The sequence below is a fragment of the Pontibacillus chungwhensis BH030062 genome (assembly GCF_000770675.1).
Classification (GTDB): Bacteria; Bacillota; Bacilli; order Bacillales; family BH030062; genus Pontibacillus; species Pontibacillus chungwhensis.
This window is the reverse complement of the sequence record NZ_AVBG01000020.1, coordinates 33,099-50,192: the sequence shown is the minus strand read 5'-3', so window position 1 is coordinate 50,192 and position 17,094 is coordinate 33,099. Positions and strand designations below refer to the sequence as shown.

The window sequence follows — 17,094 nt, the reverse complement described above, 5'->3', positions numbered from 1 at the left end:
TTAAGTCTTTATATTATTTCCACTGTCTACTTGACAGGGGGCACTTCATACCAGCTATCTGTGACCTTTTTGCATATCTCTGCATGTGTGCCAAGGGACGGGTTCCACGGCCCTTTCAACTATGGGTCAAGAAACCACCTTCTCGGCACTCCATATAAAAAAGAAGCACAGGAAACGTCCCCGTGCTTCTGCTGTGCTTCCTATTAGTTTTCAAGTTCTATTTTCATTGCTTCTGCCATGATCATTGGAATATCAACGTTATTAAGTAATCCATTAAATTTTTCGGATTGAGGACCATAAGCATATATAGGGAGATCAACACCTGTATGTCCACCGCTTGTCCAGCCGATTAAAGCACGGTCGCTAATCACTTTATTTATTGCGCTATCAGCAGCACTAGCATCTTTAATTTGCTTAACCTCTTTATCTGTTAATTCAAGACCTGTATATTCTTTTACAACATCTTTTACATTGCTGCGTTTATCGTTTAATTGTTCAGCCATATAAGCACCAGATGCCGTAACATCACGTAAAATTTCAGTCTTCACATCATACTCGCCGTTAGCTCCTACTGACATCCCGCCAGTTTCGTGGTCACCAGCTACAACAACTAGTGTTTTACCGTCTTTTTTCGCAAACTCAATGGCTTCTGCTACTGCTTCATCAAAAGCTTTTGAATCGTGCATGGCCCACGCTGCATCATTAGCATGTCCAGCCCAGTCAATTTGAGAACCCTCAACCATTAAGAAGAAGCCATCTTTATCTTGGTCTAAGGCATTGATTGCAGCATCTGTCATATCCGCCAGACTAGGTTGAGATGTTTCCGGGCGTTCAAGTTCACTGGCCATCGCTCCATCAGAAAATAAACCAAGAACTTTCTCTCCTCTAGCTTTAGAAAGTTCATCCGTATTGGTTACGTATTCATACCCATCCTTTTGTGCTTCTTCAATTAAATTACCTTCTGTTTGTTTTCCACCTTCGGATGTTGATAAGAAATAATCTCTACCTCCCCCAAGGATGACGTCAACATCATTATCAAAATATTGTGGAGCAATCTTTGTTTGATCACCACGATCTACCACGCTTGCCCCAAAAGATGCTGGAGTTGCGTGTGTAATAGTTGAAGTTGCGACCAATCCAGTAGATTTCTTAGAACCTTCGGCAGCATCGAGGATTGAATCTACTTCTTCCTTTTCAGGTGATACACTAACCATTCCATTGTTTGTTTTTACGCCTGTTGCCATGGCTGTACCTGCTGCGGCGGAATCTGTAACTTCAGAGTTAGCAGAATAGGTTTGAATTAATCCTTTAACGTACGGATCGAAAGAAGACTTTTCTCCTTTAAACCAACGATAGTTTGTTGCATAATCTGCGTTGTAACCGTCCGGAATCATATAGATTACATTTTTGACTTTCTCGTTACTGTTAGCGTTACCGGCCTTTTCCTTATGATCTGCTTCAGCCTCATTAAACCCTACATTAACGTACATTCCTGATAGTAACACTCCTGCACATAGTGCAACTGTAGCCATTTTTTTAAACATGAATAGCTCCCCTTTCAAGTCAAGTTTTTTACACAATTATGATAGCAACTTAATTTTAAGGGGATGTAAAGTAAAGGTTAATATGGAAGTCATGACCAAAAATAAGTCAAACATCCTAATAGAAAGTAATTTTAACACTTAGATTAATAAAGATGACAAAAAATTCAGGACTTCCTCACCCTGAAATTAGTCTTGTTATTCTCACCCGTTAAAAAGTCAAAGGAAAATATGGCCAATATTTTGTTAATTAACTGTTTAGTTATTTAAAAGCGACTCGACTGTTCTAGCGCTCCCTTCACAAAACATATAAGATCAAAAAGAGAAATATTGATACGGAATTCTTCGTAGAATAGAAATGCTTCCGCAGGGGCGCTATTGCCTCTCTTTTTGAAGCACGGGGACGGTTCTTGCGCTTCAAGAAAGATGGTTCATAAGCTTTTAATGTAAAACGGAAACGCAGCAACCGTCTCTCCGCTTCCCCTGACCAATAAAAAAAGCACAGGAATTCTCCCCGTGCTTCTAACATTACTAGAGGCTCCCTTGGCTTTCATAACTTATGCCAATGGACCGTTCCCTTCGTAGAAATCTATTATTCTATGTGTTGATATGGTCATTTCCAGACAAGGATATTTTCAATAAAAACGTATGTGCCGTTTGCATTTAGTAATAGATATAGTATGGAGAGTACGTCACATCAATTATTACACCTATAGTAGAAGACCTGCCTCTGTCTATTCGATTATACCATTGGCATGTATATTTAGAATCGGATCTAATTGTGCTACCGTAATCTTCTACGGCTGATTCACATCTCCTAGCTAGAGTACCATAATAAGAAGATGTCAATTCTGCCCCTGTAAAAGTAGTGTAAAACGGCCCTTCCACTGTTCTTGTTGCTTCTACGCTTTGGCTTGTAAAAAGACCACCCATAGAAACTACAATTAAAGTCATCATAGAAACCAGAAATTTTTTCAACTTTATTACCTCCTAGAATTTTATTGATATGAGCAAGTCTTCAAAACAACCAAACCGGCTCATGATATTCTAGTAACCAAAATAAGTAAAAAAGAAACATTATTTTACATATTTCAATCTACTTTAGAATAGTGTTTGATTCTTAATAATCGCGATGATTCCTCAATTGGCACTTAGAGATGTATGGAAGGAAGGTATTGAGGATCCTCAGGAACTATTGATGTGCTTCTTCTAACACCAAAAAAAGCTCTTTCCTATAAGGAAAGAGCTTTTTGTATGATTTATTTTTTTACAACGTTAGCTGCTTGTGGTCCACGGCTTCCTTCTTCTGTATCGAAAGAAACGGCTTGACCTTCTTCTAGCGTTTTGAAGCCTTCTTCATTAATTGCAGAGAAGTGAACGAATACATCGTCTCCACCTTCTACTTCAATAAATCCGAAACCCTTCCGTCCTTGTGCTTCTGGTGCTTAGATTCACTTTACAAGGAAATACGGGTACCGTCCCCGTCCTTCCTCGATTGACATTAGAACTTCTGTCTCGACGAAAGCGCGGAGATGTTTCTGGTGATTCCTCCTCTTTACTCCCCTTCAACAGTTACGTTTTTACTTTTGGTATCTGGATCATCTACCTTAAAGCCCACAAATGAACTATTCACACGCGTTAATAGACTATAATTATCACTCACTTTTAGCCCTGAGAAAGTTGTATCGAAAATAGTTTGGTGAGTTATGTTTGGCTGAAACGTAACTAGATTTCCATCCTCGATAGGTTGAGTAGCGATGACTTTATCACCATCAATCTCATTTGTTTGAGCATCAGAATTTTTCGGTAACTCGACTTCACCATTTTTTACTGCCGATAGATACGTATTAAACTCCGGATACTTATCAAAAAATTCACCAGAACCTTCGCCATAGTATGTATGATAATGTTCAGATGCTGCAGCCTCTAAATCAAACGTCCTGACACTTTTACCACTTGCCAATGCCACATTCATTTCTTCTGTATTTTGCCCTAATTGATCAAGCGAAATATCCAAAGTAAATTTCCCTTCTTTTCTCGACTCTGCATTTTCACTTACATATTGAATAATATCCTCATCTGAAAGCTCATAAATCTCCTCGATAGAAAGATCTGAAAAGTTACTATACCTCTTCACTTCCCCGTCCCCGAAGATATATACGTCACTCACATTAGAATTTCTGCTTGGATTGTTACTCGTTCTAAACCAAACAGAATATTCCTTAAGTCCTTCACTCATAGCCATTAATTCTTTTGGGGAGGAATCTTGTTGGCCGTCTTGTACAGGTGCCTCCTCAGAATTAGCCTCCTCATTTCCACATGCGCCTAAGATCATTAGAGCACTAATTACCACCAACATTGCTAACCAATTTTTACTTACGCTCAATTTCAAAACCTCCATACTTTTTTATGTACATGTATAGGAAAATCGCACCAGTATTAGTCTAACTGTTTTCTCTTAAATTTCCAACTATTATTTATACTCGTACCCTAGAAGCCCGGGACGGTTCTGGTGCTTCATAATAAGTCTAAAAAGAAGCACGGGAACCGTCCCTGTGCTTCTTCCCATTTACTCCACATAAAAAGGCATAAATAATTTCCCGGCCATACTCTTTCCCGCCCTTGATCGAATCTCCTCAATGTATAACGTATAATCCTCCCCTTTTTGATAACCTTCCACTGGGGCTTCCACGTGAAGAACATGTTCTGAGGACATTTTCACCCTCGTATCGACTACGATTCCTTCACTATTCTCCACATAAATCTTCGTGTACGTTGGGTCAATGGCGGTATTAAACTGAACCGTCCAGTTGTAATCTTTATTGACGTTTTCTTTTGCTTTATACAACTTCCAACCTTTTTCGTTAACGGTTGGGGATCCGAATGGTCGCCAGCTTTCGAATCTGTGAACCGCAAAGCCATTGAAACTAGGGGAGCCTTCGTATCGAGTGGCCACCTCCGCAAAGACTTGGTCGATATCTTTTTGGGTGAAGCCATAAAAGGATAAATAGTCCAGCCCCGTCTTCTTTGTCTCGATAGCAACTTCAACCTTGCGATCTACTTGTTCTGCATAAGCCATTTCCTTTTCAATTAGCTTATTAATCCCGTTGTTTCCTTCTGAAAAATTACGATAAGCTAGTAACGTGATCCCATCCACTTGCTGAATCAACCACTCGCTTAAGATACCTTTACCAAAAGATTCATTACCATACTTCACCGAATCAAACCAAAAGGGCTGATCTGACTCAAGAGGTAGCTGAAGCTCGTTGGCTAGCACTTTAAAGTCTGCTATGATTTTTTGAAAACGAAGGATCATATTATGTTGGTCGGTATCCCAAGCGTCAGCGGCATGTGGTTCAATGTCCAAATGAAAGCCATCAAACTGTTCGGTTTTATTGGCTTCTGTTTGAAACTCAATGACCCATTGCTTGAATAAAGGAAGTCTTTGGTCTCCTGTTTTTAGCCACTTGGTTGATCCGCCTAAAGCATAAACATCGATGCCTTGTTGGTCTGCCTTCTTAATAAAAGATTTGTAGTAATGCTTAGGGACATCACGGTTTACTTGAAGATAGAGCTTTTGTACATGTTTGGCTCTTAAATCCTGAAGAACCTCGTCTGGTTCGTTCATAATAGTTGGAGTGTCCCACAACCATGTGCTGATAGAAGTACGGTACTCATAGGATTCTGCATCTACTTGTGATGTAGTTCCTACAAATAAAAGAATAATAGCAAAAAATATGAGCCAGATTCGCATTTAATTCCCCTTTTCTCTCGTTCTACTTCTTCTTTTCATCGACATTTTTCCACCCTATATAAATGAGACTAATTCTCTAAATGTAAGCATGGATCTTACCCTAATCCGTAAATAGGAATTAATACAACCATTCACTATAACTCTCAGAACTAAAAAAAGCTCTTCCCTACTATAGGAAAGAGCTTTTTCTATGACTTATTTTTTCACAACGTTAGCTGCTTGTGGCCCACGGCTTCCTTCTTCTGTATCGAAAGAAACGGCTTGACCTTCTTCTAGCGTTTTGAAGCCTTCTTCATTAATCGCAGAGAAGTGAACGAATACGTCATCTCCACCTTCTACTTCAATAAATCCGAAACCTTTGTCTGCGTTAAACCATTTTACTGTACCGTTATTCATTTAAAATTCCTCCACGTGCTGTTTGCACGAATATTACCATTCTTGCTCTACCAATTTCTTAAGATGTTACACATTCTCATGTTTATGATTCCGAACAACAATTAGTTAACTACAACTATATCAAAGCTTTGGAATGAACGATATGAACAATTGTGCTTATATTCATCTTCACAGGAACCTTCCCTACACTTCTTTTCCCACCATATACAGTACACGGGGTGTATAATTAAAGTACTTGATCAAAAGGAGTGAGATTGACATGTTTACCTTGTTTTTGATTGCTCATTTAATTGGTGGATTTAGTTCACTACTATTGTTGTGGATTCCTCTTTTAACAAAAAAAGGCGGGAAGTGGCACAACCGGGTCGGCTGGTTGTTCGTGTATGGAATGAGTTTGGTTAGCGTATCAGCTGTAGGCATGGCCTCCATCAGAATTTTTGTTCAGCCGGATACTACACCTGAGCGTATGCAATTCTCAATCTTCTTGTTATTTATCGCAACGTTAAGTGCTGTTTCGGCGTACTATGGCATTCGGGTGCTAAAGTTTAAGAAAAAAGAACCAAGACATCGCCAACCTCTAGACCTTGCAGCATCCGCGTTGCTATTCCTCGCCGGTTTAGGATGTGTCGTCTACGGTATGATAATCGGCAATTCGCTCATCACCTTTTTTCCTCTATTGGGTGTATTTCTAGGCGCTGGACAACTGCGTTATTGGCTTAAACCAATGACGACGAAAAAGAGCTGGATCGTTGAACACATTACTGGTATGTTAACATGCTCAATCTCCACGGTGACGGCATTTACTGTCTTTGGCGCTCCACGACTTATTGGTGTTGATTCCAGTCACATCTTACTATGGTTTTTGCCAACCATCATTTTCTTACCGCTCATTTTTTGGTTCACTAATAAATACGGTGCTGTCAAAAAATCAGGTGGAGCGACACGGGCTTCGTGAGGAGGTCGAGTATGGTTCTAGTGCTTTATTCGAATCAAATAAAAAGAAGCACGGGAACCTTCCCTGTGCTTCTTTTAAAGGAACGAAGCTTCAATAAATCAATAGTCGCGCTGCTCAATGACTTTTCTCTCCCTTTCACCACGAAAAAGGTCACAGACTCTCTCGCTCTGTGACCTTTTCACGTATACATCTCTTATAGTGTTCGAGAAAGCTCCCCTATGTTCGGAATAGCTCCTCTAACCCGTTGTATTCTTCTATAAAGTTCAAGCATGTAAAGCTACATGTCACCATTTTAGGATAATATCGAACTCTGGATAGGGCCATAAACAAATATCTCTTCACTTCATCCTCCAGTTGTGCCGCAGTTTCGGATGATTGGTTGTTAGAGGAAGAGACCTCTGAACTACTAAAAGTGCGAGCAGGTCTGTCTAAAGCCAAAATAATATGAGAAGCTTCCCATCCTTTGAAGCTATGAATGGAACATACTTTCAATCTTCCATTGCCCGGTTGGAACTTCCACTTTTCTGCCCGTCGTGCGCTCTGATCCGCCTCGCCCTTTCTGTCATAAACATGAGAGAGCGTGTAACCCTTGCTTTGCATGGTCTTTACGATGAGCATTCCGGTCTTCTCATGGGTTGTTAATACAGCAATGTCATCAACATGGACACCGTTATCTATGAGCGACTGGATATGTCTTTCTATGGCTTCGTCTTTTTCTTCCCATATTAAATCGACGTTTTCCCAGTGAAGGGTAGTGAACAGATCCATTTGAGCTGAGGGAACGAGAATTTCTTCTTGAGCATCGTTGAAATGCTCTCTTATCTTATTAATCATCTGCACTGCTGAACCAGGTAAACGACGAGAGATCTTCAACCTTCCCGGGCTCCCTTTAAAACCCATCCCTATAATCACGTCCGGGTCTTCTATCCAGACTTCCTTCTGCCTGCCATACAGATCTTGTTGAACATCATAAAATAAATAGAAATCCGTGTTCCCAGTATAGAATTGTTTCAAGAAGCGCACCCACTGATGTTTGAAGTCTTGTCCTTCATCTATGAGAATCGTATCGAACCTATAGTCGTCATGAATGGACGTTTGATTCAACTTGGCATTAATTTTGTCTAACCACACCAATTCAAAATCATCGCCCTTCGATTCTGGAAGTTCAATTCCATGCTCATCCGCTACACCACTAACGAAGTCGTGAAAGTGCTTGATCACTAAATGATCCCGAATGAGTCTACGGTCACCTTCACCAAACTGCTGGCTAACTAAATCTCTTAAATAATGTCTTAGCGTAATATTATAGGTTAGGAGTAATACCCGTTTATGTTGCTTTAACATTTCAGCAGCTTTAGTCGCTAGAATTAATGACTTCCCCGATCCCGCCACTCCACTCAATCTCCTGAAGGATCCAGGCTTGACCTTTATGTACCTCTGTTGGTCTGGATACAGCTTAATCGGCTCTAACCGATCTTTGTGGTAATCAGAGGGATTCATCCACGCCTCTAAATCTTTCACGAAGTTTTGGAGAATACCGTCTTTAGAGAATTTTGATTTTGAATAGTTAAGTGTAGCTATATTTGATGCACGGAAGTCGTTGTTGCCTAAAGACAGCGCCTCTTGACGACCTAGTATTTTCGTATAATCATTGGGCTGGCAGTACGCTTCGCCTTCTTCTCTTGTTGCATTATGAAAATAGACTATGGTTTCAATCATGGCATAGGAATGAGCATAGTATTTCTCTTCTGCGTTTAAGTACTGCCTTGATATATACTGCAGCAGATTATCTTTATACCTTTTTACTTGTTTAACCGGATTTTGATCAATATATCGACCATCCTCCCCCTTTACTAGGCCCGGGGTTTTATAGCTAGATGACTTCAAATTGAAATCTTTCACCTCTACTATAATGACTCCCTTTTCTGGATGGCACAGCACGAAATCAGGCCGATCCCCGTTCAAATGAGGTTGCTCATAAACGGTCCATCCTTCTAACCCTTCTGCTTGTTCCAACTGCTTCAAGAAGAAGTCTTCCCCGTGCTGGACATCATCATATGAATAAGAGTTTCTTATTACATCCACTCCCATTCCTCCACCCCTTTCCAGGAAATTTAAATACAACTACGCAAAGCTTTACTATCCGAAGCTATATAACAGAAAGGATCACACCTTATCTCTGAAGCAGAGTATTCCTTCCTTCCAACGTCTCAGGTAGAAAGTCTAGCAATTCTTTATACCGCCACATATCTCCGTATTCCTCAATATAAGACGATATCTGATAAAGCATGCTGTCTTCCCCGTACGTTTTAAAGTAGTCACGTGATCCTATAATGAGTAAATCCGATTTGGTCCTTGAGAGTGCTACGTTTAACCTTGCGTAGTCGGAGAAGAATTTTGTTTTTCGTTCAGCACGGGTTGTGCAATAAAGGACCAGTTCGGCTTCATCCCCTTGGAAAGCATCGATCGTATTAATCGCAACGCGTCCCTCCAGGGCAACCTTGTTCTTTCGAAACGCTTGCTCAATTAATCTCTTCTGTCCTTTATATGGCGTAATTACAGCAATCCTTTGATCATTCGATAGACTTTCTTTGATCTTATCTACTAGTCTGCAAACAATCTCCGCTTCCCGTTTATTTTGAGGCGATCCATGTGCCGCATCTTCCTTAAAGAACACATCTTGTGACATATCTAGCCAATTCAAATGCTTGTTGAAGAATACTGGTCGTTTGTCATAGGTGGGCGCTCCATTCATTAAGCGACCTCTATAGAAGAAAGTACTGATCATGCTTCCAATGACAGCTGGCATTCGATACTGCGTGTCCAACATACTCTTATTACGATCCGGGCAATCTTCATATAATCGCTGAAATAAACTCTTCTCAAACATTTCGTTCGTGCAGTACTCCCGGTCTTCTAATTCAATCTTCTCAGGGTCAAACAATGCCGTATTAACGGTAGGAGGAAGCTGTTTATGGTCCCCAATCATGACTACTTTCTTAGCACGATTCACTGGAATGAGAATTTCTGCAGGTAACGCTTTACCTGCTTCATCTATAATGACGAGGTCAAATGATAAGCGGTCTAATCCTATTCGTTTTTGAGCCAGGCCTACACATGTAGCGCCTACGATTCGATTCCCTTTAAGAATAAGCTCTCCTACCTCAGAATTGTTCCCATGAGAATCTTCAGGCATGACGATTTCTTTCCACTCTTCAAGAAGCCCTATTGGAACCGTCTCCGGGTCAATAGAGCGTATTCCTTCCAAATACTCTTCGTACCGCTTATCGAAGCTAATTGGCAGCACGTCTCCCTCTCGCGTCTTCCCACAGCGAATCATGTACTCTTCATCGTAACGATCAACCAGATCGACCATCACATTATCGACGGCTACATTCGCTTGAGAAACGACTAGTACCCGGTCATCTGGATGATGCTGCAGGTGCTGATGAATGATCTCTTGAATGACTGTCGTCTTCCCGCTTCCAGGCGGGCCTTGGATGAAATAAATATCCTCTTCTTGTAGTGCTTCATGAACGATTGTTCGCTGCGTTGTGTTCTCACTCAGCAAACGGTTATAGAAGGAAAGTTCACCAATCTCCCTCTGTTTAGTCTGAATCGATGCCGGGTTCAACAAACCACTCTTTAGCCTTGAATTCTTAAGTAACCCTTCTCGAAACTGATTCAACGCCTTCTTCTGTTGTACTTCAGGATAAGGAAAATTTTTTATGTATACGGTAAGCTCTTGATCTTCATTAACTTCCTTGAAATCGCCATAAACGGTTACCCACTCAGCAGTTGGCGAGAATTCTACAGGTAAATACCTACCGTCATCGGCAACAATGAAGCAATATTGTTGATAAGAGGTCATCGATTCACTAAGAAAAGCGTGTATGTCCTGATCATTCCTCACTTCAGCCTCATATTTCTTTAACTTCAATTCATGATTGAACCCAGTGTAACGAACAGGGCCTGTTACACACACCTCAGCATCTCCCTTATATAAATAGGTAATTAAAGCGTCCGTGACTTCTGCCCACCTATTAAAAAAGCGACTTCCCACATAGCTTTCTTTAATGACTTTTTGCTCCCTAAATTCATTAAACAATAATAATGAGAACTGTTCCATTTCGATGAAATCTTCTTCAGGCAGGAGGTCAAATTCCTCCGAGAACGCAACAGAAAAGCTTCCTTTCAAAGCCACGAAGATATCTTCCGGCTGTAGAAGGTTATCTGATAAATCAAGCATCCCTCTATAATAAAGAAACGACCGACCGTCTTCACTATTCATAACTCTAGCTTTCATTACCAGATCTGTTCCAAGCTGAAGAATGACCTCTTCAGCATAAGGGATATCTCCCTCATCAAGCGGAGCAATCTTCCACTCACTCGTTTGGCTCCATACGTGCTCATTGTGCTCAACCCATTTATAAAAATCTTCATAGTCATCATAATCGAACACAAGGGGTACACTGTTGAACTGACAAACGGCAAAGCTTTCTTGATACTTCTCCGTAACGAGCGGCTCCCTGTGACGCAAGTTGTACGTCCACTCCTTAGGAAACACTCGAATGTCCACATTTCTAGGAGGAGTTCTGAACGGATTCTCGAAGTCACTTTTATACATCCTTAATAGGAGACCTTTAAAATCTAAATGAATAAAACTCTTATCATGACGTAAGACTTTGGCTTCGATTCCGATCCCCGGTTCGTAAAGTGCTGTATATTTAAAAAGCCCTTTCGAAATGGAGTAGGTGCACGTATTATTCCGCGAAGACTCCACGAATAGGTGAATGTCAGCTTCTTCATCATAATCTTCTATCACCTTTAAGTCAGGGCACGCATACTGGAGAGTTATCCCCTGGTCAATTGCCAAAGAGCCTTTTGCAAATAAATCTTTCTTCTTATAGGTAATTAACTTCCCAATGTATGGAAACAGCTCTGGTAACAACAACTCAAAAGGTGCCGGTAGTTCCATCCCTTGGCTTTCACACCGGTGTAAGTATTTCTCATACTTATGAAGGTAGTACAAATACGCATGAAGCTTCTCTTTTGCCTCTTCAAGTGACTGGTGCAACTGTACAAGTGAGTGCTTCCTTAAATGCGTGTTTTGCTCTCCCGTCATTTGACTTCTTGTTGTTTGAATCGCTTGCTTGAGTTCCCCTAATAGGTCCTCACGCTGGGCTTTCATCTGCTCGAGGCTGTCTTGCATATGATGGTAATAAGCCTTTCGTGCGGTCTCTCGTTTCCCCTCTTCCTCGTACATCGCACGTTGCTTTGCTCCATCATGGTCCGCCTTAATATCATGGACATCCTGACGGTGGCGCCATTCGCTATACTTGTTCCTTTCTTGCTCGTACTTCTTATACTCCTCCCGCATTCTCTCACGTTTTCTCTTCTCTTCATCTGACAGTTCATCACAAACAAAGCGAAAAGTTGCGGCTGCAATCCCTACAGCAGCAAGACCTATAACGAGTGCTGGATGAGGCATAGAATCCCCCCTTCTTTGCTTTTTTTAACCCCATTAAGATTGCTGTAGCTGAATCGTGCGTTCAGTCAGAACCTTACTGTGCTCTTGTATTTGGAGCGTTAATTCTTCTGGAACTTCAATACCTTCCGCATGACATTGCTTAACTTTATCCATTAATACTTGCAAATGATCGCTAAGTTGTCCCAAGTGATCCTCAGCCAGTTGCAATTGCTTCATTTTTCTTTCGTGTTCTTGATCTTGTTTCTTCATCGTCTCCATGTGCGTATTCGCGAGCTTTGTTGATTCCTTCTCAATCTCTCGGATCTCTTTCTCAGTTTCTTGTACAAATCGTTTTGTTTTCTCACGCTCTTCTATTTTCGTCGTTTTCGTTGACTCCTTCGCAACCTTTACGTCCCGCCGTGATGTTTCCCTAATCTTGTCTAGCTCCATTGAGGCCAATTTCACATTCTCGATTGACCGTGATACTTGGGATACGACATCTCCTACTGTATCCACTACACTGCTTGCCATATCCATCTTCCCAAGCTGTACGTCTTTATCAGGTTTTTCCTTTGATGTCATGACTTCTATGTTCCCATTCTCTTGTGAGAAGACTTCCGATTTGTTTCCCTTCGGCCGTCCACCCGGCTTCCTTAAACCATCTAACCCTTTTTTCATCATTCATTCCTCCTATACCAAGACTTGAATAAGTTCATTATATCGGGCATAAGCATGTCTGTACTCTTCTTGGAGCTTCGCCAAACCCCGAAAGTCTGTTCCTTTTTCCTTTTCCTTATCGATCATTTCTGCAATATATTGGAGAGCATCAAGCAGCGGCTTTCTCAGACGATCATTAATGCCCAATCTCTTTATATATGCTTCAACGTCATAGTCAGAGCTCTTCCTCATGTGCTCTAATTCACTTCTGATTCTCTGAGACTCGAGCTCTAGTTCGACTTTATACTGATTTAAATCGGCTTTCATTCTTTCCTTAGCCTCATGTATTTTTGTTTGATATTGCTTGAGTTGCTCCTGATACACCTCATCCTGAGCTATCCTTGCATGATTTAACTCTTCTTCAAGATCTTTTGTATGTTGCCTTTCATATTGCAAATTGACATAACTGATCCCCGCCTGTATGACTTCAACAGCTGTATCAATTGCCAGAAAGACTACATTTGACTTTGTCATCGTTTTGCTGGCTGCTACGTGTTGTACATTTTTTTTAGCGGATCCGAAAAAACGAAACGCTCTTTCTTGGTCCAAGTCCTTTCAGCCCCTTCCTCCTCAACAGTTGATGTTTCCGTCACCTTCTGAAAAAGAACATCATACGGTATCCTCTGACGAATGGTATATGCTTCCTCACGTTTCACCTCTCCTCTCCGGTCCTGCTCACCAAATAAAAGATAGAGCGAATGATGATCAGGCATTTTATCCTCCTGGTAAAACCTAGCAGGAGTCAAATCTGTCCACGGTTTCGCATGTTCATAAGGGTACTGGGGCCTATCCAAGAAGTGTTGGCCTGTTACCGGGTCGAAAAAGAATAGGTGATCCTCCTTATTCTTTTGCAACTCTTCTTCCGCCTGCAGCAATACATGTTCAGCCTTTTGGCTTATTAACCCTTGGTCGAACTGCCTTAATTTCTCCAAAGAATCCAAAACCGTACGATACGGATCAAGTTCGGTCCTTTTCAGATCTATGTTGATTTTATGAAGGACACGTTCTACATGAAGGTAGCTCTCTAATTGATTGATTTCGTCTTCCTGAACTACACCTTGATTGGCTAAACTTACATTCGCTTGGGGAGATGGAAGCTGTTCAATCTGTTTCTCTATGTAATAAGGAACAGATTCATAACGAAGCTCAATTTGAAGCTCTTCCTTTTGCTCGTCATCTAAATCACCAAGTGGGAAGTGGGACAAGACAAACTTCTTTGAATTCGAAGGGTTCGGATTACGGTAAAGGGTGCGTACAATCTTTTCTTTGACCTTACACGCTTTACCACTTAGTTCTGAAGAATGATAAATCTCCCCTTCCTCTAAAGGTTCAATAAGCCCTGTAACACCGTTAATCAGAACCCCTTCACCTTGATGGTTAAACCGCTTCACGACTCCCATGATTTGAAAGAGCCCTTGCCCTTTTGAAGTAAGTCTAATTTCACTACTTCCGTCCTCTTCCGTTATCAACCCAATTCTATTAAGATAACGAATCTCTTCTTGAATGACGTGAGGTTCGAGTTTAACAACCGCTAAGATATCCTCAAGACGATATCCGTTTCCAAAAGCAAATAGGATATATTGAGAGAACTGCCCTAACTCATTCAGCTGTTGGGACACGACCTTCACCCTGGCTTTCAGCACAGGCACAGCCACGGTGATTCTCTCCTTTAAAGTACTCGCGATCATCCTTGCCCCCCTTTATCCTAGACCTATTGTTGCATAAAAATATACACTTCCTTTTATTATCGGACTATTGGAAGGATTATGTAGAAGTTAAGGAGGAAAGGATCATGAATATAGCCTTACTTCTAAAGGAGGGGATACGCAGGGGCGTTTCTCGGGAAGCGCGGGGACGGTTCCCGCGTTTCCTTCGTTCACAGTGCACACGGCACGGCTCTTGCGCTGGCGTCTCTTACATTTCAACAGTATAAGAGCTCTGAAAGGTCACTGAAGAGAGCGATCAATGACCTTTTGGGGGGATTTAATCTTCAAAAAGTCACTGAGCAGGATAACCAATGACCTTTTCATCGCAAAACTACAGTAAAGGTCATTGAAGAGAACGATCAGTGACTTTTCTATCCCATTCTCCACTAAAAAGTCACAGAGACTGTTGCGCTGTGACCTTTTTACGTATAAATCTCTTATTTTAAAGAAATCTGCCCCTATGTCTTGAAAAGCTCCCTTTCCTTTAAATAGGCGTGAATCCAGGCGCTTCCTCATTTTCACTAGTATTAGAAGGCTAAAAGGCCTGAAAATAGATGATCTGTGACCTTTCTACCCCTATATCTACAAAAAAGGTCACAGATACCACCTATCTGTGACCTTTTCACGTATTTATTTCTAAAGAAGTCAGAGATCCCCTTTGCTCCGCAACCATTTAAAGAGCGCCTTCACAACAGAAGAAAACTCATGAACTTGAACCAACCGCGGATACTGAGCCAGAACCTCTTCATCTTCAAAAAGATCCACCGTCCAAAAGTCAGCCCCAAGCTCCTCCCAACTCCGGACTTGGCTTCCCTTCCGTTCTAATACCCCACGAATAGCAAAGAGCGCCTTCTTATACTTCCGTTTCGTAGAATCCGATTTCCCATCCACTTTCTCTCGATAGAAGCGAACTAAGTCTCTAGCGTAAAAGGCATTCTTTGTCTCATCCGTAAAGCCAAGGTCTTCATAGTACGGAACTTCTGCTTCGATTACAACCGTTTCTCTCTCGTCATGTGATTCAATAGACTCGAGCGTAGTGCGCCTACTTTCACCCGATGTCACAAAGGGAGAGAGCTGCAACCCAAGCTCTCGCCTGACCGTATTATAATCCGGCGTGACGGAAAGGTCATGGTGGTCTTGCCAAAGCATAACATGGGACTGGTTCTCAGACCTCTTTAACCACCGCTCAGCTAGTTGACCTTCACCCTGCTGCACTAATTCTCGTAGTGACCGGTTTCCATATAGGAAAATCGGGTCATCAAGAGGAATTAATCGTCGCTGCTGAGCAAGGGTGCCAAACAACTTCGGGGTGCCGTGTTCCACTTTCAATGATTGCCTCATATAAATGGCTCCTGGTAAATCCCCCAAATGTTTCTCCCGGTCCTCACGTAGCTTAATGGCACCGTCTGACTCCATCAACTTTCTTAGCATCGGGTTCACATACCTCAAGTGAAAGGCCGTCATCGTAATGGTTTCTGTCACCCTGTTCCATGTGAATGAGGCATACTCATCCGCAATCCGCACAACTCCTGGGGCCTCGCTATCGGTATATCCCTGCCAATTCTTCGTCCACGAAAAATTCATCTTCTTTTCATCCCAATGATCAATTGTAAACTCAGGCTCATTCTGTATGAGAGCGTACGACGCTTCCGGGTCCACGACATCGTATATATAGGTGAACTCCGTGACTGGAATAGCTTCTTGTTCCCTTTTAGGGGACTCATCTTCGCTTAGAGATGCAAGGATTTCAGGATAATAGCGAAGGAGTGCTTCATCAAAAGAAATTCCCTCTTCTATCATCCAAGACTGAATCTTGTCATACGTTTCATACAGCTCCTCCGGCCCATACATGCCACGGAGACCATTAAAGTAATACCGATCAAACATAGGTTCTAACAAACCAATTGTACTATTCCACGCTATCCGATCCGGTCCTTGCTTTTCTTTAGCACAAGGGAACTGTTCTTTTGTATGCATGTCCTCATATACAATGACATCCTCTTGAAGATCCACAGCCATTACTAAACGCGGCTTCATCTCTACCCATCTTTCGGCCATTTCCTTCAGTTCGTCTTTTAAATCATGACCTTCTACTTCCCAAAACCACTCAATCCCACGAAGTCCATTCTTATATCGTAAGAAGAAGATCCTCCAGAACATAGCGAAGCCGGAATCTTTTCTACTATACTCTGCACGCTCCGTAAACTCATCCTCTAATTTCCGTATTTCAGAAGAAGATGCTTGGTTCTGTAAAAAACGATCAACGGCAAAGACGAGTTTCTCCTTCTGCTTATTAAACTGCTCCTCTTTCATTTCTAAAGTCTCTTGCTGCTCATCCTTCTGCATACAGCATTTCTTATATTTCTTGCCACTCCCGCAGTGGCATAGATCATTTCGTCCGATCGACATGGAACCGCTCCTTACACACTTGTTGTGGTACTAGTGTAACATGCGTGCCGAGAGACGGGTTCCCTGGGTCTTTGAACCAAGTGCCAAGAACCCACCGTATCAGCATTCCACATAAAAAAGAAGCACCGGACCTCTCTCCCCCACGC

Annotated in this window: 11 protein-coding genes and 1 pseudogene; 1 reads left to right on the top strand and 11 read right to left on the bottom strand. The window is 41.8% G+C overall.

Features of this window, described 5'->3' with window-relative positions; genetic code table 11:
* Nucleotides 1-203 precede the first annotated feature (203 nt).
* From N780_RS17980 to N780_RS17960, 5 genes and pseudogenes are all read right to left on the bottom strand, one after another.
* A complete protein-coding gene (locus N780_RS17980; protein WP_036787350.1) occupies nucleotides 204-1,544 on the bottom strand; it encodes an alkaline phosphatase in 1,341 nt (446 codons plus the stop codon).
* A 1,256-nt stretch (nucleotides 1,545-2,800) separates the two neighbouring features.
* Nucleotides 2,801-2,965: pseudogene (locus N780_RS19630) on the bottom strand (cold-shock protein); the annotation flags it as partial.
* A 131-nt stretch (nucleotides 2,966-3,096) separates the two neighbouring features.
* Complete coding sequence (locus N780_RS17970; RefSeq protein ID WP_036787345.1) at nucleotides 3,097-3,927, bottom strand: hypothetical protein; 831 nt, start codon at nucleotides 3,925-3,927, stop codon at nucleotides 3,097-3,099.
* 183 nt (nucleotides 3,928-4,110) lie between these two features.
* Nucleotides 4,111-5,295: a hypothetical protein gene (locus tag N780_RS17965; RefSeq protein ID WP_036787343.1), complete on the bottom strand. Its 1,185-nt coding sequence runs from the start codon at nucleotides 5,293-5,295 to the stop codon at nucleotides 4,111-4,113.
* A 195-nt stretch (nucleotides 5,296-5,490) separates the two neighbouring features.
* Entirely contained in the window at nucleotides 5,491-5,691 is a 201-nt protein-coding gene (locus N780_RS17960; protein ID WP_026801633.1) for a cold-shock protein, read from the bottom strand.
* A 259-nt stretch (nucleotides 5,692-5,950) separates the two neighbouring features.
* On the opposite strand from N780_RS17960, the gene N780_RS17955 reads away from it, so the two are divergent.
* Complete coding sequence (locus tag N780_RS17955; RefSeq protein ID WP_036787341.1) at nucleotides 5,951-6,646, top strand: DUF2306 domain-containing protein; 696 nt, start codon at nucleotides 5,951-5,953, stop codon at nucleotides 6,644-6,646.
* 216 nt (nucleotides 6,647-6,862) lie between these two features.
* On the opposite strand, the gene N780_RS17950 is transcribed toward N780_RS17955, so the two are convergent.
* The 6 genes from N780_RS17950 to N780_RS17925 form a co-directional block, all read right to left on the bottom strand.
* Nucleotides 6,863-8,731, bottom strand: coding sequence for a nuclease-related domain-containing DEAD/DEAH box helicase (locus N780_RS17950; protein ID WP_198135885.1), 1,869 nt, complete (start codon nucleotides 8,729-8,731; stop codon nucleotides 6,863-6,865).
* Nucleotides 8,732-8,819: 88 nt separating this feature from the next.
* Complete coding sequence (locus N780_RS17945) at nucleotides 8,820-12,137, bottom strand: DEAD/DEAH box helicase (RefSeq protein ID WP_036787336.1); 3,318 nt, start codon at nucleotides 12,135-12,137, stop codon at nucleotides 8,820-8,822.
* A gap of 33 nt (nucleotides 12,138-12,170) precedes the next feature.
* Nucleotides 12,171-12,794, bottom strand: coding sequence for a hypothetical protein (locus tag N780_RS17940; RefSeq protein WP_036787333.1), 624 nt, complete (start codon nucleotides 12,792-12,794; stop codon nucleotides 12,171-12,173).
* A 12-nt stretch (nucleotides 12,795-12,806) separates the two neighbouring features.
* Entirely contained in the window at nucleotides 12,807-13,382 is a 576-nt protein-coding gene (locus tag N780_RS17935; protein ID WP_036787329.1) for a hypothetical protein, read from the bottom strand.
* A complete protein-coding gene (locus N780_RS17930; protein ID WP_036787326.1) occupies nucleotides 13,322-14,521 on the bottom strand; it encodes a hypothetical protein in 1,200 nt (399 codons plus the stop codon). Before N780_RS17930 ends, N780_RS17935 begins: the two co-directional genes overlap by 61 nt.
* A 663-nt stretch (nucleotides 14,522-15,184) precedes the next feature.
* Nucleotides 15,185-16,948, bottom strand: coding sequence for a YecA family protein (locus N780_RS17925; RefSeq protein WP_084599742.1), 1,764 nt, complete (start codon nucleotides 16,946-16,948; stop codon nucleotides 15,185-15,187).
* Nucleotides 16,949-17,094 lie beyond the last annotated feature (146 nt).

Excerpts from the sequence above, each read along its gene's own strand:
- N780_RS17980 (WP_036787350.1), bottom strand. The coding sequence starts at position 1,544 with ATGTTTAAAAAAATGGCTACAGTTGCACTATGTGCAGGAGTGTTACTA.
- N780_RS17930 (WP_036787326.1), bottom strand. The coding sequence starts at position 14,521 with ATGATCGCGAGTACTTTAAAGGAGAGAATCACCGTGGCTGTGCCTGTG.
- N780_RS17965 (WP_036787343.1), bottom strand. The coding sequence starts at position 5,295 with ATGCGAATCTGGCTCATATTTTTTGCTATTATTCTTTTATTTGTAGGA.
- N780_RS17955 (WP_036787341.1), top strand. The coding sequence starts at position 5,951 with ATGTTTACCTTGTTTTTGATTGCTCATTTAATTGGTGGATTTAGTTCA.
- N780_RS17960 (WP_026801633.1), bottom strand. The coding sequence starts at position 5,691 with ATGAATAACGGTACAGTAAAATGGTTTAACGCAGACAAAGGTTTCGGA.
- N780_RS17945 (WP_036787336.1), bottom strand. The coding sequence starts at position 12,137 with ATGCCTCATCCAGCACTCGTTATAGGTCTTGCTGCTGTAGGGATTGCA.
- N780_RS17940 (WP_036787333.1), bottom strand. The coding sequence starts at position 12,794 with ATGAAAAAAGGGTTAGATGGTTTAAGGAAGCCGGGTGGACGGCCGAAG.
- N780_RS17925 (WP_084599742.1), bottom strand. The coding sequence starts at position 16,948 with ATGTCGATCGGACGAAATGATCTATGCCACTGCGGGAGTGGCAAGAAA.